Source organism: Nocardiopsis sp. NPDC055551 (assembly GCF_053619415.1).
Genome location: NZ_JBSHJJ010000011.1, coordinates 21,739 through 41,806, shown reverse-complemented (window position 1 = coordinate 41,806; position 20,068 = coordinate 21,739). Strand labels below are relative to the sequence as shown.

17 protein-coding genes are annotated in these 20,068 nt (G+C 69.9%); 9 read left to right on the top strand and 8 right to left on the bottom strand.

Going from position 1 to position 20,068, the window contains the following annotated elements; translation table 11 throughout:
- The first annotated feature begins 21 nt into the window (after positions 1 to 21).
- From ACWGSK_RS19925 to ACWGSK_RS19915, 3 genes are all read left to right on the top strand, one after another.
- Positions 22 to 1,824, top strand: a complete 1,803-nt coding sequence (locus tag ACWGSK_RS19925; RefSeq protein WP_358505144.1) for a mediator of RNA polymerase II transcription subunit 21 — start codon at positions 22 to 24, stop codon at positions 1,822 to 1,824.
- A gap of 47 nt (positions 1,825 to 1,871) precedes the next feature.
- Positions 1,872 to 2,519 (top strand): alpha-ketoglutarate-dependent dioxygenase AlkB family protein, encoded by a 648-nt coding sequence (locus ACWGSK_RS19920; protein ID WP_358505141.1) that lies wholly within the window; start codon positions 1,872 to 1,874, stop codon positions 2,517 to 2,519.
- A 77-nt stretch (positions 2,520 to 2,596) separates the two neighbouring features.
- On the top strand, positions 2,597 to 3,652 hold the full coding sequence (locus ACWGSK_RS19915) for a magnesium and cobalt transport protein CorA (protein ID WP_358505138.1): 1,056 nt from the start codon (positions 2,597 to 2,599) through the stop codon (positions 3,650 to 3,652).
- 16 nt (positions 3,653 to 3,668) lie between these two features.
- Here the strand turns inward: ACWGSK_RS19915 and ACWGSK_RS19910 are convergent, their stop codons facing one another.
- Positions 3,669 to 5,207 (bottom strand): hypothetical protein, encoded by a 1,539-nt coding sequence (locus ACWGSK_RS19910; RefSeq protein WP_452456412.1) that lies wholly within the window; start codon positions 5,205 to 5,207, stop codon positions 3,669 to 3,671.
- Between the two features lie 205 nt (positions 5,208 to 5,412).
- Between ACWGSK_RS19910 and ACWGSK_RS19905 the strand changes: the two genes are divergently transcribed.
- Both ACWGSK_RS19905 and ACWGSK_RS19900 read left to right on the top strand, forming a co-directional pair.
- A complete protein-coding gene (locus tag ACWGSK_RS19905; RefSeq protein WP_452456411.1) occupies positions 5,413 to 6,825 on the top strand; it encodes a GH1 family beta-glucosidase in 1,413 nt (470 codons plus the stop codon).
- 186 nt (positions 6,826 to 7,011) lie between these two features.
- A complete protein-coding gene (locus ACWGSK_RS19900) occupies positions 7,012 to 7,578 on the top strand; it encodes a TetR/AcrR family transcriptional regulator (protein WP_358505420.1) in 567 nt (188 codons plus the stop codon).
- A gap of 27 nt (positions 7,579 to 7,605) precedes the next feature.
- Here the strand turns inward: ACWGSK_RS19900 and ACWGSK_RS19895 are convergent, their stop codons facing one another.
- The 3 genes from ACWGSK_RS19895 to ACWGSK_RS19885 all read right to left on the bottom strand — a co-directional run bounded on the left by ACWGSK_RS19895 (position 7,606) and on the right by ACWGSK_RS19885 (position 11,109).
- Positions 7,606 to 7,833: a hypothetical protein gene (locus ACWGSK_RS19895; RefSeq protein WP_067605165.1), complete on the bottom strand. Its 228-nt coding sequence runs from the start codon at positions 7,831 to 7,833 to the stop codon at positions 7,606 to 7,608.
- Positions 7,834 to 7,990: 157 nt separating this feature from the next.
- The gene (locus ACWGSK_RS19890) at positions 7,991 to 10,255 is read right to left on the bottom strand and encodes a transcriptional regulator (protein WP_358505129.1); all 2,265 of its coding nucleotides are present in this window, start codon (positions 10,253 to 10,255) and stop codon (positions 7,991 to 7,993) included.
- Between the two features lie 164 nt (positions 10,256 to 10,419).
- On the bottom strand, positions 10,420 to 11,109 hold the full coding sequence (locus tag ACWGSK_RS19885; RefSeq protein ID WP_358505125.1) for a TetR/AcrR family transcriptional regulator: 690 nt from the start codon (positions 11,107 to 11,109) through the stop codon (positions 10,420 to 10,422).
- 142 nt (positions 11,110 to 11,251) lie between these two features.
- Here ACWGSK_RS19885 and ACWGSK_RS19880 point away from each other — a divergent pair, with 142 nt between their 5' ends.
- The gene (locus ACWGSK_RS19880) at positions 11,252 to 12,757 is read left to right on the top strand and encodes an MFS transporter (RefSeq protein ID WP_358505122.1); all 1,506 of its coding nucleotides are present in this window, start codon (positions 11,252 to 11,254) and stop codon (positions 12,755 to 12,757) included.
- Here the strand turns inward: ACWGSK_RS19880 and ACWGSK_RS19875 are convergent.
- Positions 12,698 to 14,077: an MATE family efflux transporter gene (locus ACWGSK_RS19875; RefSeq protein WP_358505119.1), complete on the bottom strand. Its 1,380-nt coding sequence runs from the start codon at positions 14,075 to 14,077 to the stop codon at positions 12,698 to 12,700. The genes ACWGSK_RS19880 and ACWGSK_RS19875 overlap by 60 nt on opposite strands.
- 334 nt (positions 14,078 to 14,411) lie before the next feature.
- On the opposite strand from ACWGSK_RS19875, the gene ACWGSK_RS19870 reads away from it, so the two are divergent.
- On the top strand, positions 14,412 to 15,188 hold the full coding sequence (locus ACWGSK_RS19870; protein WP_358505116.1) for a hypothetical protein: 777 nt from the start codon (positions 14,412 to 14,414) through the stop codon (positions 15,186 to 15,188).
- A gap of 250 nt (positions 15,189 to 15,438) precedes the next feature.
- Here the strand turns inward: ACWGSK_RS19870 and ACWGSK_RS19865 are convergent, their stop codons facing one another.
- Both ACWGSK_RS19865 and ACWGSK_RS19860 read right to left on the bottom strand, forming a co-directional pair.
- Complete coding sequence (locus tag ACWGSK_RS19865) at positions 15,439 to 16,260, bottom strand: nucleotidyltransferase domain-containing protein (RefSeq protein WP_452456410.1); 822 nt, start codon at positions 16,258 to 16,260, stop codon at positions 15,439 to 15,441.
- A gap of 60 nt (positions 16,261 to 16,320) precedes the next feature.
- Positions 16,321 to 17,208 carry an alpha/beta fold hydrolase gene (locus ACWGSK_RS19860; protein ID WP_452456409.1) on the bottom strand — a complete coding sequence of 296 codons (888 nt, stop codon included), beginning with the start codon at positions 17,206 to 17,208 and terminating at the stop codon, positions 16,321 to 16,323.
- A gap of 50 nt (positions 17,209 to 17,258) precedes the next feature.
- Between ACWGSK_RS19860 and ACWGSK_RS19855 the strand changes: the two genes are divergently transcribed.
- Both ACWGSK_RS19855 and ACWGSK_RS19850 read left to right on the top strand, forming a co-directional pair.
- Complete coding sequence (locus tag ACWGSK_RS19855; protein ID WP_452456408.1) at positions 17,259 to 17,849, top strand: TetR/AcrR family transcriptional regulator; 591 nt, start codon at positions 17,259 to 17,261, stop codon at positions 17,847 to 17,849.
- Positions 17,850 to 17,969: 120 nt separating this feature from the next.
- On the top strand, positions 17,970 to 18,773 hold the full coding sequence (locus ACWGSK_RS19850; protein WP_358505104.1) for an SAM-dependent methyltransferase: 804 nt from the start codon (positions 17,970 to 17,972) through the stop codon (positions 18,771 to 18,773).
- Here the strand turns inward: ACWGSK_RS19850 and ACWGSK_RS19845 are convergent.
- Positions 18,770 to 19,927, bottom strand: a complete 1,158-nt coding sequence (locus ACWGSK_RS19845; RefSeq protein ID WP_452456407.1) for a helix-turn-helix domain-containing protein — start codon at positions 19,925 to 19,927, stop codon at positions 18,770 to 18,772. The genes ACWGSK_RS19850 and ACWGSK_RS19845 overlap by 4 nt on opposite strands.
- Positions 19,928 to 20,068: the final 141 nt, after the last annotated feature.

Below are 20,068 nucleotides of genomic sequence, written 5' to 3'. Positions count from 1 at the left end.
TGCACTAACTTGGTGCGAATCATGGCCGAGACAACTGACCTCGAACTCCTGCGTGCCCACGAACCGGTTCTCGTGTGCACCAAGGGCGAACTCTTCTTCCCCACCGACGTGGACGCCTACGTCCGCAACTGCAGCCTCTGGATCGAGGAACCCGGCGGACGCGAGAGCGTCATTGTCCCCGTCGGAGAGCTCACCCTCGATCGCCTCGCGCAGGCCGAGGAGGAATGGCCGCGCCGGCACAAGCACCTGCGCTTCGTCCAAGAGGAGACCCTGCGCGAGGAAGCCCGACGCTTCAAGGGCATCGCGCGCTCGGTCATCCCCAAGAGCGGCCGTCTGGCCGCCGTGGGCGTGCTCGGCCGCGTCCTCGACATCCTGATGAAGCTGTCCCTGCTCATCCGCGGCGCGGTCCCCGGCGGAGTCACCTTCGCCGCCGTCACACGTTTCCGTGAGCGGGTCGACAACGGGGGCGCCACCTACTACGGGCGCGTCACCCGCGAGGGCGGCTACACCATCCTCCAGTACTGGTTCTTCTACGCGATGAACGACTGGCGCACCATCTACGGCGGGGTCAACGACCACGAGGCCGACTGGGAACGCGTCACCATCTACGTCGTGGAGAACCCCGACGGCACCACTCGTCCGGTCTGGGTCGGCGCCTCCTCGCACGAGTACCACGGCGACGATCTGCGCCGTTCCTGGCAGGACCCGGACCTGCACCGGGACGGGGACCATCCGATGGTCTACGTCGGCGCCGGCTCCCACTCCCACCAGATGCTGCCCGGCGACTACCTCATCCAGGTCGACCCGGCGATCCTGCGCGGCCTGGTCCGATTCTGGCGACGATTCACCAGCCGCCTCTTCCGAGCCGACAGCGCCATCAACCGGCACGGCATCGGAGTGCCCTTCGTCGACTACGCCCGTGGTGACGGCGAACGTCTGGGCCCCGGAGGGGACCGGGAGTGGAACGCCGTCCTCATCGACGACGAGACCTCCTGGGTCAAGGGCTTCCGCGGCCTGTGGGGGCGCGACACCGGCGACTTCTTCGACGGCGAGCGAGCCCCCAGCGGGCCCCGCTACGAACGCGACGGCACCATCCGCCGCTCCTGGGCCGACCCCCTGGCCTGGGTGGGGCTGCAGAAGGTCGCCCCCACCGAGTCCGCCGCCCGCGCCGAACTACGCGCCCATGTGCGGACCCTTGAGGGGAACGTGCGTGCCCACGACGCCGACATCCTTCGTCGCCGTGACGAACTGCGCCGGCTGGAGGCCGCGCGCCTGGTCCTGCGTCGAGAAGCCCAGTCCCGAGCCCTCGCCCACGAGTACCAGGAGCGGATCGAGGACCTGGAGGAGGAACTCGCGGAGGTCTACGAAAAGCGCGTCCTGACCGCGGACGAACGCGACACCCACCTGCGTGCCCTGGAAAGCGCCATCCCGCTGGTGCCCACGCCGACCGGGCACCTCAAGGCCCCGCACATGCCCTACGCCTCGGGGGAGCAGCAGTCCACCCGCTTCCTGTACCTGTGGGTGGCCCTGAGTACCCCGCTGCTGCTGATCTCGCTGGCGCTGACCCTGTTCCTGCTCGACGGTCAGATGACCCTGTGGGCGATGCTCGGCGTCGTGCTGTTGTTCGCCGCCATCGACTCCGTGGCCCGCCGCAGGTTCGTCCAGTACCTCACCGGGGTGGCCGCCCTGATCGTGATCACCGCGGTCCTACTGGGGGTGGTGATGGCCTTCGTCGCCGACTGGCGCATCGCCGTCACCGTCCCCATCGGCCTCATCGTCGTGGTGCTGTTGATCGTCAACATCCGCGACCTCGTCCGACGCTGAAGCCGAGCCCCGTGCGAGGCACGCCCGCACGGGGCACAATGGGGTCCATGGACGACGCCCTGTTCGGCTCCCCACCGGTGCACGTGGCGCCCGGAGCGGTCCACCTGCCCGGGAGGATCCCCCTGGACTCCCAACGCGAACTGCTCGAACGCTGCCGGGAGTGGTCGCGCGGACCCGCCGGGATGCGACGGCACGTCATGCCGCGCGGCGGGATGATGAGCGTCGCGATGGTCTCGTTGGGATGGCACTGGAAACCGTATTCCTACAGCCGCTCCCTGCCCGATGGGACCCCGGTTCGGCCCTTCCCCGACCTGCTGGGCGACCTGGCGCGAAGCGCGGTCGGGGAGGCCTATGGAGCGCCCCACGAGGGCGACCCCTACGACGTCGCGCTGGTCAACTTCTACGACGCCGACGCCCGCATGGGCATGCACCAGGACCGCGACGAACTCTCCCGCGCCCCCGTGGTGTCGGCCAGCCTCGGCGACACCTGTGTGTTCCGCTTCGGCAACACCGAGAGCCGCAACCGGCCCTACACCGACGTCGAACTGCGCAGCGGCGACCTGTTCGTCTTCGGTGGCCCCTCCCGGATGGCCTACCACGGGGTGCCCCGGGTGCGTCCCGGCACCGCCGATCCCGCGCTCGGCCTGCGTGGACGGCTCAACATCACCGTCCGGGCTTCCGGGATCGGCGACTGATCGGAGCGTGTCCTCCTGGCCGAAGGTCCCCGCCTTGGCCAGGATCGGGCGTGGGGAGAACCGAAGGAGGCCGACCCATGACCGAATCCGCGCCCGAGCGCATCATGGCCCTGGGCAGGAAGGACGCCGTCCTGCCCGTCGACGCGCCGTCCGGGGAACGCCGGATCCTCCTGTACCGGGAGGGGGAGCCAACGCGTGAGGTCGACGGCTTCACCGAGGTCGACGAGGCGATCGCCGCGGATCCCGCCACCGTGGCCTGGGTCGCGCTGAGCGAACCCAACCGCGAGCAGGTGGAGGAGGTCGCCGACCACTTCGACCTGCCCCACCTGGCGGTGGAGGACGCGATCGTGGCCCACCAACGGCCCAAGATCGAGACCTATGGAGACACCCTGTTCGTGGCCCTGCGCCCGACGGTCTACGACGAGGACCAAGAGAGATTGCAGGTCGGTGAACTCCATGTCTTCGGCGCCCCCTCCCTCGTGGTCACCCTCCGCCACGGGGTCGGGCCGGACCTGGAGCGGATCCGCGCCCGCCTGACGGAACACGCGGACCTGAGGGAGCGGGGCGCGCTCGGGATCGTCTACGCCGTCCTGGACCGCGTGGTCGACGACTACGCGCCCGCGGTCGCCGGACTCCAGGAGGACGTGGACGAGGTGGAGAACCAGGTCTTCAGCGAGGAGAAGGGTGTCTCACGGCGTATCTACCGCCTGATGCGCGAGGTCATCATCCTGCAACGGGCCGTGGACCCGCTCGGCGAGGTCCTGGACGAACTCACCGAGCGCTGGGAGCGATCGAAGGGGGAAACGCAAGGTGGACTGATCACCTACCTGCGCGACGTCGCCGACCACGTGTCCGCGATCCGCGAACGCGTGGACGGCTTCCGTCAACTCCTGCAGGACATCATGGCGGTGGAGAGCAGTCTCGTGGACCAGGCCCAGAACGAGGTGATGAGGAAGGTCTCCTCCTGGGGCGGCATCCTGGTGGTGCCCACGCTCATCTCCTCGGTCTACGGGATGAACATCGCCCCCCAGCCGGGCTTCCACTGGTTGTTCACCTGGCCGCTGACCTTGGCCGCCATGGCCATGGTCAGTCTCGTCCTGTACCTGATCTTCAGGCGCAACGGCTGGTTGTAGGGCCCGGGGGACGCACTCACGGGTTGAGCAGGCGGCGGATCTCCTTGAGGTCCTCGCCGGCCATGGCCTGGTTCCGCTCGGCCTCGGCCTGGTTCTCGCGCCACTCACGGACCGCCTTCTCGACCTGCTCGTCGATCCGGCGCAGCTCATGGGAGCGGACCTGCTCGGTGTTCTCCCGTTCCTTGGTGGTGGAGCGGTAGGCCAGCCCGATGCCACCCAGAGCGACCAGCGTCAGGAACCATAGGAAACCGTGCATCGTCAGCAGGGACAGGATCAGCAGCACGCCGGCCGTGGCCATCGTGATCCACAGCATGCTGCGGGAGTCGCCGCCGGGGGTGGCCGCGACCTCGGCCTTCTTTCGGGCCTGCTCCAGCTGTCCGCGGTCCGCTCCGGAGGCGGTGATGGTGACGGAGGTGCCCCGCAGCGTCACGCTGGTCCGGTCGGGCGCGGACTCGGTGGCCCGGGCTGCCAGCTCCTCGGCCCCCTCCAGCACGGCGCCGCGTTGCAACACCAGGGCGAAGGTCCGACGGTGCGGGGGCGCCTTCTCGGAGACCAGGTCGCGCTGGAGCAGGGTGCCGACCTCCTCGACGTTCTCGCCCCAGGAGGGCAGGACGATCTCTTCGCCGGATCCCTCGATCACCGCGCGCAGTCGGTTGGCCTCGGCGAGCAGGGGTGCCTCCTCCGGGCTGCCCTCCTCCACCAACAGGCGCAGGGTCTGCAGGAGGAAGTCGGCGCTGTCCTGATCCGGCGCGAGCACCTCGGTGGGGCTGTCCTCCGCGCTGAGCGTGGTGACGCGGGTGACACGTTCGCGCACCTCGGACAGGCGGCGGGCCGCACCGGAACGCGCGGCGAGTCCGCTTTCGGATCGGGGCCCGCGGCCGGAGGGCGCGGTGGCGAACCAGGCCTCCACCTTCGGTGCTCGGACTCCCTGGGCCGACCAGTGGCGCAGGCTGGACAGCAGTAGTCGTTCGCGGGCGTCCTCGCCGAGGGAACCGTCGGCGCTCAGCAACCACAGGGCGCGCTGGCCGCGGGTGAGCCGGGTGCCCGGTACCGGGAGGTGGGGGAGGAGGTCGGCGGCCGTGTTCTCGCCGAGGGCGCGGGCGTGTTCGGCGCTGGTGAGCGCGGCGGCCAGGGCGCTGAAGCTGCGGGCGCGCTCGGGGTCGATCGCGGCGGCCTCGTCGAAGCGGACCCGTGCCCGGGCGAGGTCGCCGACGAGCAGGCAGTGCAGGCCTCGGGCCGCCGGGGCCAGCCAGTAGCCGGGCACGTCGTCGAGTTCGAGGCTTCTCGGCACGGAGCCGTCGATCATCTGCAGGGTGCGGTGCCGGGCGATGGCGGCGCCGTCGAACATGGTGAGGGTGACGCGCAGGTCGCTGAGTTCGATGAAGGCGTCCAGGGTGGCGGAGACCCGATCCAGTCGTTGTTCCAGGCCGCCCTTGAGCCGTCCCAGCTCCGAGCGCATGCGGCTGCGCTCACGGGCCATCTGTGAGTGTGCGCTGTCGAGACTCTCCTGTAGGTCACGGATGCGCACGTTCTGCGAGTAGTCGGTCCAACTCATGCCTTCGCCCTTTCTACGGCGTGCGGGGGACGCGGCGCGCTGGAGGTTGTGACGGTGCCGGGTCCGATCCGGTTCGGCGCGGTAGATCTCGTCTCGGTAGCCTTTTCGTCGTCACCCTGCGTGTTCGATCGAACGCGCGGTGGTGGTTGATCTTCGGGGTCGCGTGGATCACAATTGGGAGCGCTCCCAAAGGAGGGTGAACCCTATGGCCGGCCCGTACTCCCAGGCAGACCCCGTGCTTCCCGCAGAACTCCTCTTCGGCACCGCCACCGCCGCCTACCAGGTCGAAGGCGCCGCCGACGAAGGCGGTCGAGGTCCCTCGATCTGGGACACCTACTGCCGCACCCCCGGACGCGTCGCCCGAGGTGAGAGCGGCGACGTGGCCTGCGACCACTACCATCGCTATGGCGAGGACGTCGCCCTGCTCGCCGAACTGGGTGTGGACCTGTACCGCTTCTCGGTCTCCTGGCCGCGCGTGCAACCCACCGGTAGCGGCCGCCCCAACCCCGAGGGGCTCGCCTTCTACGACCGGCTGGTCGACACGATCCTGGGCGCCGGCATCGAACCCGTGCTCACGCTCTACCACTGGGACCTTCCCCAGGCCCTGGAGGACGAGGGAGGCTGGCGGGTCCGCGACACCGCGCACCGCTTCGCCGAGTACACCGCGATCGTCGCCGAACGCCTCGGCGACCGCGTCAACCGGTGGATCACCCTCAACGAACCCTTCTGTTCGGCGTTCGTCGGGCACGCCATCGGGCGCCACGCCCCCGGCACCAAGGAGGGCGCGCCCGCCCTGGCCGCGGCCCACCACCTGCTCCTGGCCCACGGCATGGCCGTCGGTGAACTGCGGGCCGCCGCCGCGGGGGAGGTCGGCATCACCCTCAACCCCGACCACCTGGTGCCCGCCACCGACTCCGCGGCCGACCACGCCGCGGTGGAGCGGGCTCGGACCCTGCACAACCGCACCTGGTTCGACCCCATCTTCACCGGTGCCTACCCCGACAACGAGAAGGAGGTGTGGGGCGCGCTCGCCGAGGGCGCCCACCGCGTCGAGGGCGACCTGGAGACCATCGGGCAGCCCCTGGACTTCCTCGGGATCAACTTCTACCGACCGATCATGCTGCGCGACGCCCCGCACGTCGAACCCGACCCGACCCGACGCACCGCCGTCGACATCGGTGTGGAACAGGTCCCCTACGAGGGCGTCCGACACACCACCATGGGCTGGCCGGTGGTGCCCGAGAGCTTCACCGACCTGCTCGTCGACCTGGACCGCCGCTACCCGGGCCTGCCGCCCATCCTCATCACCGAGAACGGATCGGCCGAACCCGACGCCCCCGACGACACCGGCCATGTGCGCGACACCGACCGCGTCGACTACCTGCGCGACCACCTGGCGGCGCTGGGCCGCGCCATCGAGGCCGGGGTGGACGTGCGCGGGTACTTCGTGTGGTCGTTGCTGGACAACTTCGAATGGGCCTATGGATACGACCGCCGGTTCGGACTGGTGCAGGTCGACTACGACCGGCTGGAGCGCCACCCCAAGGACAGCTTCCACTGGTACCGCGACTACCTGACCGCCCACCGGGCCGCGCGCGCGAAAGCCGACGGTGCCTGACCGGAACCCCGTTCCACAGGGGTGTCCCGGTGGCCAACGCCGTGTTGGCATCCGTTTCGATCTGGGGCAAGCTGGACTCCGTTAGTTACGCGAGGGCTGTGGGAGCCCATGACGGACGGATCGGGTATGACGGCGCCGCAGGATTCGAGTCCGGGGACCAGCGGGAGCCTGCGCGCCGCGCAGCGCATGCTCCAGCTGCAGAACAGCCTCGTGGAACTGCTGCGCACCAAGCCCTTCAGCCAGGTCACCTACAAGGAGATCACCGAGGGCGTCGACATCGACCGCTCCACCGTCTACCGCTACTACAACCACAAGAACCAGGTGCTCCAGGCGGCGGTGGACGTGCGCCTGACCGCGTTCGTCTCCCAGGTGGACCTGACGTTCGGGCGCATGGAATCCATCGACGGCTACATGGGACGTCTGGTCGACGGCTGGATCGAGCTGTGGCTGGAATCGGGCGCGCTGCTGGCGGCGGCCTCGGGGATGGGCGCGGAGCCCGGCCCTCAGCGGACATGGTGGCGTGGGCGCGTCGAACCGTGGATCGAGGCGGTCCGCGAGGCCATCGAGGTCGCCCGTTTCGTGGAGGAGCTGCCCAAGGACGGGCGCCCGGCCGGGCCCCTGGCCGAGATGACGGTGGGCATGTGCCTGTCCACCTTCAACAACGAGCTGACGGTCCCGCACGAACTCGAACACCGCACCATGGTGCGGGACCTGCTGCTGGACGCGATCCTGCGGACCATGGGCCGCCGGTAGGGGTCCGTGGGGGCGAGTCGAGTCGGGTCAGGCGCGCTGGCGGGCCACGTCCCCGAAGGCGCCCACGACCGCACCCAGGGCGAACATGGAGGCCTCGTCCTCGTCCATGTGCACGATGCCGGCGGGAACACGGACACGGTAGGGCTTGTCCTCGGAGGGGAGGATCTCCAGACCGTCGATGATCCCCTGCCCCTCCAGCATCAGGAGAGCCTCACCGACTCTCCCGGTGCGGTCTCCCCGCGCCCATATCGACATGCGTCTCACCCTAACTACGGCGTGTGGCCGACGGCGGAGCCGACCTCCCGGTCCGAGGTGGGCGACTGCGTACTCCAGTGTTATCACCGGCGGTGCAGGTGCACGTGCACGCTCTCGTGTGGATGGCCGGATCCGGCCACCCATCGGCTTTGTCGGTTCAAACCGCGCCCTTGGGGGAGCGTAGCGTCTCCGGGGCGATCGCCGACATCCAGTGCGGCCGGATCGTCCACCCCAGGAACACCGTCCCCCCGTTCGATTCTGGGGGTCGTCCCGCCACGGCCGCGCGCAGCCCGGCCACCACCGGGGTCAGGCGGTCGCGCACGTGGGACGGCTGCCGTTCGGACAGGTGCCGCATCCACTCCACGCTCGCCCGCTGTTCCTCGGGCGAGCAACGGGACAAGAGGAACACCGTCTGCCGCCAGGAGAACGCGGCGTTCTTCACGTGCGCCAAGACGTCGAAGACCCTCGGCAGGGTCTCGACCAGCCGCACCGTGTGCAGGTGCGCCCGGCGCGCCGCCTCGGCCCACCCGTCGGCGGGGCGGGCGCCGGACAGGGTCAGGGCCGCCAGGTTGTGCGTGGTCAGGATCTGGGCCTGCTCGATGATCATGCCGTTGCCGGGCACCGACCAGTCGGGGTCGCCGGCCCGTTCGACGCACAGGGCGGCGAAACCGGCCGGGTCGTGTTCGTCGTCCAAGGCGAGTACGCGGGCGGTGTCGATCCCGTAGTAGCGGGCGTACAGGCCATCACCCAGCAGGTCGGCGGCCACCTTGGCGGCCCGCACGAACTTGGCGGAGAAGTCGCGCATGAAGATGTCGGCGGCCAACTCCTCCACGAACCGCACCGGTGAGTCGGCGGTGCCGGCCAGCCCGTTGAGCTCGCGCACCAATGGATTGGGCGTGATGGTCCCCGGGAAACGGGTCAACGTCGTCTCGCCCAGACGGGTGATGAGGGTTCGGGCCGCGGACCGGCGCAGGTCGTCCGTGGCGTGGTGGGGAGCCGCCTCCCGGACCCAGGGCAGTTCCTCTCGCCGCACCTGCGAGGACAGGTTCAGCAGCAACAGGGAACGCCGCGCGGCGAACGCGCGGTGGTGCACGGCCACCAGCCGGTTCAGGGTCGGGTCCTCGATCGCGGCGGCCTCGGCGGTGGCGGCCAACGTGGGCACCAGCGAGGCCAGAACCTCGGCGGAGGGGATCAGCCCGCGTTCCACCAGGGTGTCCAAGGGGGCGATGACCGCCCGCTCCACCCGCTCTCGCAGGGGCGCCGGGATCGCCGTGGCCTCGGGGATGTCGAACTCTTCCTCCTCCAAGGGGGAGACCGGTGTCAGCACCGACTCGGGGTCGGCCAGCCCGGAGTTGGCGGCGAAGGCGGACAACCGATCCGACAACATGGTCGCGAACACGTCGTGGGTGGGCGGCGCCGCCTGCACGGCCTGGGCGGCGCGCAGGGCGGTGTGCTCGGCGGAACCGGGCACGCCCCGCTTGGCCACCATGGAGTCCACCGCGTGCCGGAGCAGGCCGCGTCGGCGTGTGCTCAGCCCTTCCTCGGAAAGGGCCTCGCGCAGCGCGGCGAGCAGGATCCCCAGGTTCTCCTTGGGATCACGGTGTTTGGAACACAGGGTGTGCTCGGCGGCCAGTCGTTCGTACTCCGCCAGCAGTTCGGCGCCGTGCGCCTTCCAGCCCTCGGTGCGGCGCGAGTCGACCACTTCGTCCTCGACCGTCTCCCACCAGTGCGCCAGGACCCGGTCGGCGAAGGGGTTCCACACGCGCAGCGCCTCGCGCTGGGTGGTCGGTCGAGGGGCGGGCTCACGGGCGGCCCTCTCCAACCCGGTGCGCACCTGCGCCACCGACCAGCGAAAGACCGATCCCTTGGGCAGGTCCACGGCAGGGGCCGGGCGCGGGGTCAGGCACAGCGACGCGGCGAAGGGGTCCAGGGCGCTCAGTAGCCGCAGGGCGGCGGCGGTGTCCCCGGCCCGTAGCAGCCACACCACGGTGAGCAGGGCGGCCTGTTCGGGCTGGTCGAGTTCATAGCCGCCGCTGTCGAGCAGCGCGCCCAGGTGGGCCAGCCCGGTCTCGGTCAGGTGATGGGAGTAGAGCGAGCCGCGGTCGGCCCTGAGCCCGTGCCGTTCGATGAGTTCGAGTTCGTGCGGGCGCAGCGGACCACCGGCGGCGGCCGCACCGGTGGCGAATCCACCGTGCACGACCTCGGGGGTGACCCACGCGGGCAGGTCCCGCACCGGGGTGCGCGACCCGATGGCCAGGGTGCCATCGCCCATGCCGCCCAGGACACGCAACCAGGACGCGGCACGCCGCTCGGCGGCCCGGCGCACGTCCGGGTCGTCGTGGGAGGCGGCGGTGCTCAGTGCCTTGGCGAGTCGGCTCGCGGGGTAGGTCCGGCCGACGTGGACGGGAGGTCGGTGTTCCATGCCGGTGCGGCGGGTTCCGCCCCCGCGCCCTCCCGGGCTAGAGCCGGGCGCTCTACTGCTGAGCTACGCACCGTGACGCCCCGTGGCGGGGCCTGCTCGCACACTAGCGTCCGTGTGGCGGGCGCGAAAGCCCTTATCCGTGGCTTGTGCGCCCGCACAGGTGTTCAGGAGCGCGTGGAACGCACGACCTCCGGCTCGCCCGGTTCCGGGACATCGGTGACGGGCGCGAGCCAGAGGCCGGTGAGGGCGTCGGTCAGTCCGACGGCGGCGCGGTTCCAGGAGTCTCGGCGCGTGTCCGTACCCTCACTCAGGGCGCGCTCGCGCTGTGCCAACGTCAAGAGCATGAGTTGCCGCGTCATGTCCTGGCGTTCGGCGCGGACCTCGTCGGGAAGGTCGGGCAGGCACGCGCGCAGCGCTTCCCCCACTCGGACGAGGGAGGAGCAGTCGAGGGCCTCCCGAGTCACGATCTCGCGCAGGGAGAGGTCGCTCATGACCTGGACTGTGAACCTCGCGTACCAGGAGGGCGTGCCCAGGTCGGCGAGGTGTTGGACGAAGGGTTCCACCATGCAGGAGACCCAGTCCCTGACCTCGGTGGAGCCGTCGACGCTCGCCACCATCCCAAGGCGGATCTCCTCGATCCCCTCGGTGTGCTTGCGCGCGATCGCGCGCACCAGAGCGGCCTTGGAGCCGAAGTGGTAAGTGACGGCGGTGTTGTTCCCCTGGCCCGCCGCCTGACCGATCCGACGGTTGGACACACCGGAGGGCCCGTGTTCGGCGATGAGTCGCTCGGCTGCGACGAGGATCCTCTCCTTCGTCGCGGAGACCCGATCCGATCTCGTCACCCTGTCGTTCATGGGATCCACCGTATCGACGTGCCCTTCCCCACCGCTCACTCCGTGCTCGGGAGGGACCTTCTCCCCTCTACAGTAAGACTAAGTCATGCACCTGACTTAAAGTTCGGGTGTCTTCGTGTGTTCGGAAACGGGGATCTGCTCTATGGACCAAGCTATCGCCGAGGCGGCGGAGAACGAGAAGGCCTCATACCCGCGGCCACAAGTGGTCGTCGCGGTCCTGGCCTTCGGGGGCATCGTCGTCTCGCTCATGCAGACCCTGGTCATTCCCCTGGTGCCGATGCTCCCCGAACTCCTGGGAGCCACCCCCGGGGACACCGCCTGGGCGATCACCGCCACGCTGCTCGCCGCCGCGATCGCCACCCCGACGGTGGGTCGACTCGGAGACATGTACGGCAAGCGCCGCATGCTGTTGATCAGCCTCGCGGTGCTGGCGGCCGGTTCCGTTCTCTGCGGCCTGGCCACGAACCTGCCGATCATGGTGGTCGGACGGGTGCTCCAGGGATTGGCCGCGGGTGTGATCCCCTTGGGCATCAGCATCATGCGCGACGTGCTTCCGGCCGAGCGGCTCGCCGGGGCGACCGCGCTGATGAGCGCCTCGCTCGGCGTGGGCGGCGCGCTGGGGTTGCCCGCCGCCGCGTTCGTCGTGCAGAAGGCGGACTGGCACGTCATGTTCTGGATCGCCGCGGCGCTGGCGGTCGTGGTCGCGGTTCTGGTCCGCGCCCTGATCCCCGACTCCGGAGTCCGTACCGGTGGCCGATTCGACCTGCTCGGCTCCTTCGGGCTGTCCATCGTCCTGCTCCTATCGCTGCTCGCCGTCTCCAAGGGGTCCGACTGGGGTTGGGGGAGCGGGATCCCGGGCGTCATGCTCGTCGTGGCGGCGGTGGTGCTGGCGATCTGGGTCTGGTGGGAGCTGCGCACGCCGAGGCCGCTGGTCGACCTTCGGGTCAGCGTGCGACGCCAGGTGCTGCTGACCAACGCCGCCTCGGTGGTGTTCGGTTTCTCGATGTTCGCGATGTCCCTCGTGATCCCCCAGGTGATCCAGCTCCCCGAGCTCACCGGATACGGTTTCGGACGGACGATCCTGATCGCGGGCCTGGTGATGGCGCCCAACGGCCTGGTCATGATGGCCATGTCGCCGGTCTCGGCGCGCATCTCCCGAGCCAGGGGGCCGAAGACGACCCTGATGGCCGGTGCCCTGTTGGTCGCGCTGGGCTACGGTCTGAGCATGGTCTTCATGTCGGGGATCTGGGAGCTCATGATCGCCTCGACCGTCATCGGAGCCGGTGTGGGCCTGGCCTACGGTGCGATGCCCGCCCTGGTCATGGCGGCCGTCCCTCGTTCGGAGACCGCGGCGGCCAACAGCCTCAACACCCTGATGCGTTCCATCGGCACCTCCGTGGCCAGCGCCGTCGCCGGAGTGGTGATCGCCACCGTGACCATGAGCGCGGCAGGAGAGGTCTTCCCCGATCGCGACGCCTTCACCCTGATCCTGGGTCTGGGCGCCTTGGCCGCGCTCACCGCGTTCGTCATCGCCGCGTTCCTGCCCGGCCGTGGGAAGACCGCCGAACCGGTCGAGTCCGTCCGGTGGTCAAGGACGCGTCACGGTGAACCTGAGGAAGTTGCCGGCCTGGCCCAGGACAAGGCCTAGGGAAGCCACCGCGTAGGCGGCCCAGAGCCACGCCAGTCCGCCGGCGGCGGCGACGGGGAAGGCGACCAGGGCCAACGCCCCGAAGCAGACCGCGAACGTGTACAGCGTCGGGGTGGTGCGCTTGATGGCGAGCAGGCCCATGCCGGGCAGGACCTGCGTCCCGTCGGCCACCACCACGACGAACAACACCGGCAGCAGGGCGATCACCAACGCCCGCACCCGAGGGTCCGGGGTGAACACACCCAGTAGCGGGTGGGCCACCAGGAAGACCAGCAGCACACTGGCCGCCACCACCGGCAGGGCCAGACAGACCCCGGCCAACAGGGAACGGCGCACCTCTCGGTAGCCGTGTCGGTCGGTGTCGGCGGCGGCCCGGGCCATGAACGGCACGGTCGCCTGGCCAACGGCCGTGGCCGGCAGGAACACGAACGTGGCCAGGGTGACCATGATCTGGTGGGCGGCGGCGTCGGCCACGCCGGCGGTCGCCGCGGCCATCGCCAGTACGCCCAGCACACCGAACTTGATGAGCATGGTGGAGCCCATGGGCAACCCGACCCGGGCCATGCGCCACACGGTGCTCCAAACGGGCCGGCCCAGGCCGACGCGGCGCCCGTTCAAGGCGGTGCGGCGGCGCAACAACAGGTGGGCGGTGGACAGTGCCGCGGTGGCGTTGACGAACATGGCCACGCCCGCGCCCGTCATGCCCAGGGCGGGCAGCGGCCCCGGTCCCAGGACCAGTGCCGGGATGAGCACGACCGAGGATCCGGTGCCGACCAGGCCCACCCACAGGGCCTCCTTGGAGCGGCCCAGGGCGATCAGCAGCGTGGTGGCCGAGGCCTGGAACGAGACGACCACCAGGGTGAGGGCCATCAGGTAGGGGAAGGGGCCGAAGGCGGCGAGGGTCGCCTCGGGTACGCCGATGAGAGTGGACAGGGCGGGGACGGCGGTCACCGCCAGGCCGCCCAGGGCGCCGGCGCACAGGGCCAGCCACATCGCGTCGCGGAAGGTGGATTCGAGCTCGCCGGGATCGTCGCCGCTCTGGGCGACGAAGGGCATGGAGCCGCGTAGTGCGCCCTGGACGATCATGACGGCCGGGTTGAACACGGCGACGGTCATCGCGTAGGCCGCCAGGGACGCGGTGCCGGCGTGGCCCAGGACGGCGGCGGTGACCAGGGTGCCCACGACACCGGCGACCATCGACAGGTACAGCGGGAACGTCTTGGCGGAGATGTCCCTGATCAGGGCGGGGATGGGGCGAGTGGCGGCGTTGCCCGTGGATGGTTCGTCGGGGGATCCAGGGGCGTCGGCCGAGGAGGACATGGCCTACTTTCGTGGTCGAGGAGTCGGCGTCAACCTACCAGCGTGAGAACTGGAGCGAATCGGACAATCTACGTCATAAAGGTGCGGATTCGGGAGTCCGAGTTCATCCTCGTATCGGGTTCCGTAGGCTGTTCCCGCGCGGTTCTCGCGCGAAGGGGTCGGTTCGGGGCGTAGTGGACGGATGCCCCGGACCGACCTCGTGGTCCGATACGGGTGTGAAGTGTGGATCGCGCGGCCCTCCCCTTGTGCGCACGTATCCATGGGTGTTGCATGTTCTCTGATCCGGCGGCCGAGACGACGGTCGGGCCGCCACGTGGCGGAGGGGCGCGTACGCATGGCAGTGGGGCTCTGGCGGTGTGGCATGTGCGCCGCCCGCAATGAACCGTCCAAGCACACCTGCATGGTGTGCGACACGGTGCGCGCCGTGGGTACGCGTGAGGACTCCGACGAGGGTGACCTGTTGGCCCCGACCGAGAGCACGGCCTTCTCACCCCAGGAGGCGCCACCGCTCCGGGTGAGGCGACCGCCGCGACGCGCGGAATCGGGTTCGATGTTCGTCCCGGCGGGATCCCGCTCGGGTGGGGAGACCACGAGAACGGACGAGGGCGACACCGAAGCAGGGCCGGGGGCCGAATCCCACCGTCGACGGTCGAAGCGGGGTCTGCCGCGGTGGCCGCAAGGGACGGTGCGTGCTCTGGCACTGGTGGTGGTCGGTGCGGTGGTGCTGATCCTGGTGTGGGTGCCGCCGAACCTGGCCGGAGACGCCACGGACGGGGTGCCGGGGGAGCCCGCCGTCGAGGAGTTCTGCCCCGACCGGGTCTCGGAATTGGTACCGGGGGAGGGGCCGGGCGCGTTGGAGTCGGCGTACGAGACCGTACGCCACCGGATCATGCTGTGCTCGAACAGCGTGGGAGAGCTGTTCTACTTCGGAGAGTTCCTCGATGGTGAGGGCGAGGCGATGGTCGTGCCCGCGGAACGGACCGAGGAGGGCTATGTGGCCGAGTCCGGGCAGACCCTCTACGAGATCGTCGGCGACGAGGTGGTGATCACCGACGCGGACGGCCGGGAGATGGCGCGGCTGACCCTGGAGAAGGTGGAGAATCCGAGCTAGCGCGCGAGGCGGCGGGTGCGATCGAGGCGCACCCGCCGACGCGGTGCTATCGGGTCTTCACGACGGCCGCGAGGAGACCGGAGATGATCATCATCGACAGGCTGATGATCATGAGCACGAATCCGATGGTTCCGACCATGGTGTTTCCTTCACTTGTCGTCCTCCGGGTGCCGGGGGCCGTGTCCCCGGCACCGGCACGCCGGGCCGTCCGGAGTTCCGGACGCGGCATGTATCTCTTCGGTGATTCACCCTATCTCGCCGTCGCGGCGGGGCCACTCGGGGTGCGGCCCCGACCAGCGTGTCCCTGGTCCCAATGGTGTCGGTAGGTGTCGGAGAGCCACCGGTCGGCCCATCGGGCGTCGGGTGACTCGGGCAGGGACGAGGAGCGGCACAGGTCGGTGAGCCGGTCCTCCAGGTCGCCGGTGCGTTCCAGGGCTTGGGCTCGGGTGTGCTCACCGCGACGCAGGGCGAGCAGCCAGGAGCGGTCGGGTTCGGGGGTGGGCAGGGTGATGTGGCCGGTGGAGAGGAGTTCCACGCCCTGAAGGCCGAGCCGGACCATGTGGTAGGCGTACTTGGTGTCGAAGCCGTGCCGTTCGACGAGTTCGGGGCGGTTGGTGTGCTTGCCGCCGCGAACCCCCTCCATCCGGTCGCGTTGGGCGCGCAGGTAACCGAGAAAGCGCTCTCCCGCCCTGCGGGAGACGAACCGGTGGGCGTTGGAGCGCAGGTCGTGGCCGACGTCGGTGACGGTGACGATCTCGGACTCGGGGACGAACAGCGGCAGCAGCACGGTGGGGTTGCCGTCCAAGGCCAGACGCGTCCACTTGCGCAGGGAGTAGACGGTCAGGTCCAGGTCGTCGTGGCCGGAGCGGGTGTCTTCGGCGACGCTGCGGTAGATGTACTGGTCGAAGGAGCGCAGGCCGATGACGTACTCGGGCGGTTCGAGGCAGATGCCCATCTCGTCGCGGTCGGCGGAGCCGGGCAGGTCGAGGCCGTGGACGCGGGAGCCGACCTGACAGCGCAGCACGGTGCCCTGTGCGGCGATGCGAGCGTGCTCCTCGTCGGAGTGCTTCACCCGGGCCTCCAGGTTCGGTGGGTCGTGGCGCCACCGAACCTATCGTTCGGCCCGGTGCGGTCACGAGCGGTTTTCCGTGCCCGCGACGAACTCCAGGATGGCGCGGTCGGCACGTTCGGGGTCCTGTGCGGCGAGGCCGTGGAGGGCGTCCGGCCACAGTTCGACCCGGGCGTTCGGTAGGAGGTCGAGGGCGCGTCGGTGGGCGCGCTTCGGGTGGTGCATGACGCTGCGTCCGGCGATGGCGACCAGAACGGGCATGTCGAGGCCGCGGATCTGCTCGTCGGTGGGGTAGTCGGGGTAGGGCAGCGTCAGGGTGAACTCGCTTTGGGCGGCCATGATGGTGCGCAGGGCGGGGTGGCCCTCGGGTACCTCTTCTCCCTGGTGGATCCAGTCGTGGAAGCGGGGCTGGTAGCGCGGTCCGATGCCGGGAAGGAAGAGCAGAACCGTGCGCCCCACCAGGCCCACGGAGAGGCGGGCGAAGGTCTGGACCGGGTCGAGCAGACAGAGCGTGGTGACCTTGTCCGGGTGGCGTGTGGCCAGGTCGGTGGCGAGTCGGCCGCCGAAGGAGGCGCCGACCACGTGAGCGGGCGCCAGGTCCAGGTGGGTGAGGGTCTGGGCCAGCCAGGAGGCCTGGTCGGCCGAGTCGGTGATGGGGGCGGTCTGTTCGCTGCGGCCCGCCTCGCCGAGCAGGTCCACGGAGTAGACGGTGCGGTGGCGGATGAGTTCGGTGATGTTGGGTTCCCACATGACGGTGGTGCCGCAGCGGCCGTGGAGGAGTACGAGGGGTTCGCCCGGCTCGGTGCCGAATCGGTAGACACGGACGGTGCCGTAGGTGGTGGGGACGTCGTGGGTCTCCTGTGGTGGGGGCAGGGTGGCCATGCCGGCGTCGTAGACGGAGTCGAAGCGGGCCTTGTGGGCGGGTGTGGGGTAGCGGCCGATGGCGTTCATGGTCCCCCGTTCAAATACATTTGTATTTAAACGGTACTCGAAAGGCGGGCATGGTGCCACGGAAGGTCGATCACGGACTGCGTCGGGAGGAGATCGTGGGGGCCCTGTGGCGCATCGCGGCCCGACGGGGTCTGGAGGCGGTGACCATGCGCGAGGTCGCCATGGAGGCGGGGGTCTCCTTGGGGCGCGTGCAGTACTACTTCGAGAGCAAGGACGAGCTGGTGCGCCGTGCCGCGGTGGCCCTGCGCGCTCGGGTGGACGGGGTGGTGCGGTCCAGGCTGGAGGGCGTGTCCGGTGACTCGGTGCGGGTGCTGCGCGCCATCCTGCTGGCGCTGTTGCCCCTGGACGAGGAGGGGCGGGCGGGTGCGCTGGTGGGCATCGCGGTGTTCTTTCGGGCGTTGCGCGATCCCGAACTGGTCGGGGACCTTCGCCGGGGGGACGAGGCGCTGATGGAGGTGCTGGGCGACCGGGTGCGGTCGGCGGTGGTCGAGGGGCGTCTGCGCCCCGATCTGGAGGTGCGGTTGGAGACGCGTCTGCTGATGGCGGTGGTCAATGGGCTGGGATCGGATCTGCTCACCGGTTGTGTGTCCTCGGAGGAGGCCGTGGCAGCGATCGACCACCAATTGTCACGACTTGCCTGAAACATCCGATTTCCCGGCGTAGAAGGGGTTTTGGTACTTGTGCGACAGGTGGGAGATCCGTTTACTGGTGCCGTACCCCGTCCGGCGTCCGCCGGGACCCGTAGTGGAAAGAGCAGGACCGTGCCCCCCGAGATCCCCGAAGCGAAGATCGACAGCTCCATCCCGCACAACGCCCGTATCTGGAACTACTGGCTGGGCGGCAAGGACAACTACCCGGTCGATCAGGAGATGGGCGAGCAGATCCGCTCCTTCTTCCCCGAGATCGTCGACAACGCCATCGCCGACCGTGCCTTCCTGGTGCGCACCGTCACCCACCTGGTCCGGGAAGAGGGGATCCGGCAGTTCCTGGACATCGGCACCGGACTGCCCACCCACAACAACACCCACGAGGTGGCCCAGGCAGTGGCCCCCGACGCGCGGGTGGTGTACGCGGACAACGATCCGCTGGTGCTCGCGCACGCCCGCGCCCTGCTGGTCGGTTCCGAGCAGGGGGTCACCGACTACGTCGACGCCGACCTGCGCGACCCCGAGGCGATCCTCGAAGCGGCGTCGCGGACCCTGGACCTGTCGCGTCCGGTGGCCCTGATGCTGCTGGGCGTGGTCAACTTCATCGGTGACGACGCCGAGGTACGTTCCATCCTGGACCGGCTGATCGAGGCCCTGGCGCCCGGCAGCTTCCTGGTCGTCTCCCACCCCACCGATGACATAGACCAGGAGAGGGCCCACCAGGTGGCCGAGGCCTGGAACGAGCGGGGCACCCCCAAGCTGACCATCCGGACGGCGGCGGGCATCGAGTCGCTCTTCGACGGTCTGGAGCTGTTGGAGCCGGGCGTGGTGTCCTGCTCCCTGTGGCGCCCGGACCCCACCGAGGTGGGGGACAGCCGCCCGGTCGCCGAGTACGGCGGTATCGCCCGTAAGAACTAGCCGCCCGCCCGCCCCTGCCGGGCGGGGGCTCGGTCGGCGAACAGCACGAGGGCCAGGGCGGCCTGGGCCGGGACGGTCGGGTCCAGGCCGCTCACCTCGCGGAAGTGCTGGAGCCGGTTGACGACCGTGTTGCGGTGGCAGTACAGGGCCGCGGCCGTGGCCTTGACCGATCCGGTGCCCGTGTAGTGGGAAAGCGTTTCCAACAACCGGGCGCGCACCTCGGGTTCCAACGCCTCCAGGCGTTCCACCGCACGTCGGCCGAAGCCCGGAACCAGGGCCTCCACCCGGTCGCGTGCCAGAGCGGGCCACACGTCCTCGGGACCCACCGGGGCCTCCCCGGGGCGGGCGTAGCGCGCCAGGACGCGGGCGGCCTCGATGGCCGAGGGCACCTCCGCCAGGCCCCGGGTGTCGCGGACGCGGGCGCCGGCCGGTTTCTCCGCCAGTGCGGGCGGGCGCGTGCGTCCCGGGTCACGCACCAAGGCCACGCCGTCGTTGAACTCCCATGTCAGGCAACCGGCGCGGGAGAGTGCGCGGGTGTCGACGGGGCGATCGCCTTCGGGTGGAATGGCCACGAAGGTCACTTCGAGAACACCGTGCAGAGGCAGCCCCAATACCGAGGCGACCTCCTCGGCCACCTCGGGGGTGCGCTCTCCGGCGCTCAACAGTCGGGCGAAGGCCTGGGCCGCCGCCGCGCGGGAGTCGCGTTCCAGGACGGCGCGCTCCTCCAGGAACGCGGCCTGCACGTCGCTGATGAACTGTTCGACCGTCTCCAGGATCTCCTCCACGTGCAGGACCAGGGTGGGCGCGGAGTCGACGCCGCCGGCGCGCACCAACCCGGCCCACAGCACCCGAAAGTCCAGACGCACCGCTTCCAGGAGGTCGTCACGGGCCACGCCCTGGCGGGCCCTGCGCACGCCCAGACGTGTCGCCAGGTCGCCCAGGTGGGCGGAGACCGGGAGGCCGGAGATTCGCCGGGTGAGCAGGTCGAAGGTGTCCCTGGCGGTCTGGCGCAGGTCGTCGGCGGGTATGAGTTCGTCGTCGTAGTGGCCCAGGGAGCGCAGACGTTGGAGGAAGTCCTCCACCAGTCGATCACGGTCCCGGGCCAGGAGTTCGAGTGTGCCGGGCCAGGAACGTGGTCCCGGTGCCTGTGTCACGGTGTCTCCTCCTGTCCGACGTGCGAAGACGATGCTGCCACGTTATGGATGGTCATGTGCACAGCACCGCTGGGAAAACGTGGGTGGATGACGATTGAGCGGGACCGGCGGGTGTGCCCAGGATGGACGGAGCCCCGTGCA

Bases quoted from the DNA above. Each gene is read 5' to 3' on its own strand.
- ACWGSK_RS19910 (WP_452456412.1), bottom strand. From the start codon at position 5,207: ATGAGTTGGACCGACTACTCGCAGAACGTGCGCATCCGTGACCTACAG.
- ACWGSK_RS19920 (WP_358505141.1), top strand. From the start codon at position 1,872: ATGGACGACGCCCTGTTCGGCTCCCCACCGGTGCACGTGGCGCCCGGA.
- ACWGSK_RS19855 (WP_452456408.1), top strand. From the start codon at position 17,259: ATGGTGCCACGGAAGGTCGATCACGGACTGCGTCGGGAGGAGATCGTG.
- ACWGSK_RS19905 (WP_452456411.1), top strand. From the start codon at position 5,413: ATGGCCGGCCCGTACTCCCAGGCAGACCCCGTGCTTCCCGCAGAACTC.
- ACWGSK_RS19900 (WP_358505420.1), top strand. From the start codon at position 7,012: ATGCTCCAGCTGCAGAACAGCCTCGTGGAACTGCTGCGCACCAAGCCC.
- ACWGSK_RS19860 (WP_452456409.1), bottom strand. From the start codon at position 17,208: ATGAACGCCATCGGCCGCTACCCCACACCCGCCCACAAGGCCCGCTTC.
- ACWGSK_RS19895 (WP_067605165.1), bottom strand. From the start codon at position 7,833: ATGTCGATATGGGCGCGGGGAGACCGCACCGGGAGAGTCGGTGAGGCT.
- ACWGSK_RS19915 (WP_358505138.1), top strand. From the start codon at position 2,597: ATGACCGAATCCGCGCCCGAGCGCATCATGGCCCTGGGCAGGAAGGAC.
- ACWGSK_RS19875 (WP_358505119.1), bottom strand. From the start codon at position 14,077: ATGTCCTCCTCGGCCGACGCCCCTGGATCCCCCGACGAACCATCCACG.
- ACWGSK_RS19880 (WP_358505122.1), top strand. From the start codon at position 11,252: ATGGACCAAGCTATCGCCGAGGCGGCGGAGAACGAGAAGGCCTCATAC.
- ACWGSK_RS19870 (WP_358505116.1), top strand. From the start codon at position 14,412: ATGGCAGTGGGGCTCTGGCGGTGTGGCATGTGCGCCGCCCGCAATGAA.
- ACWGSK_RS19925 (WP_358505144.1), top strand. From the start codon at position 22: ATGGCCGAGACAACTGACCTCGAACTCCTGCGTGCCCACGAACCGGTT.
- ACWGSK_RS19885 (WP_358505125.1), bottom strand. From the start codon at position 11,109: ATGAACGACAGGGTGACGAGATCGGATCGGGTCTCCGCGACGAAGGAG.
- ACWGSK_RS19890 (WP_358505129.1), bottom strand. From the start codon at position 10,255: ATGGAACACCGACCTCCCGTCCACGTCGGCCGGACCTACCCCGCGAGC.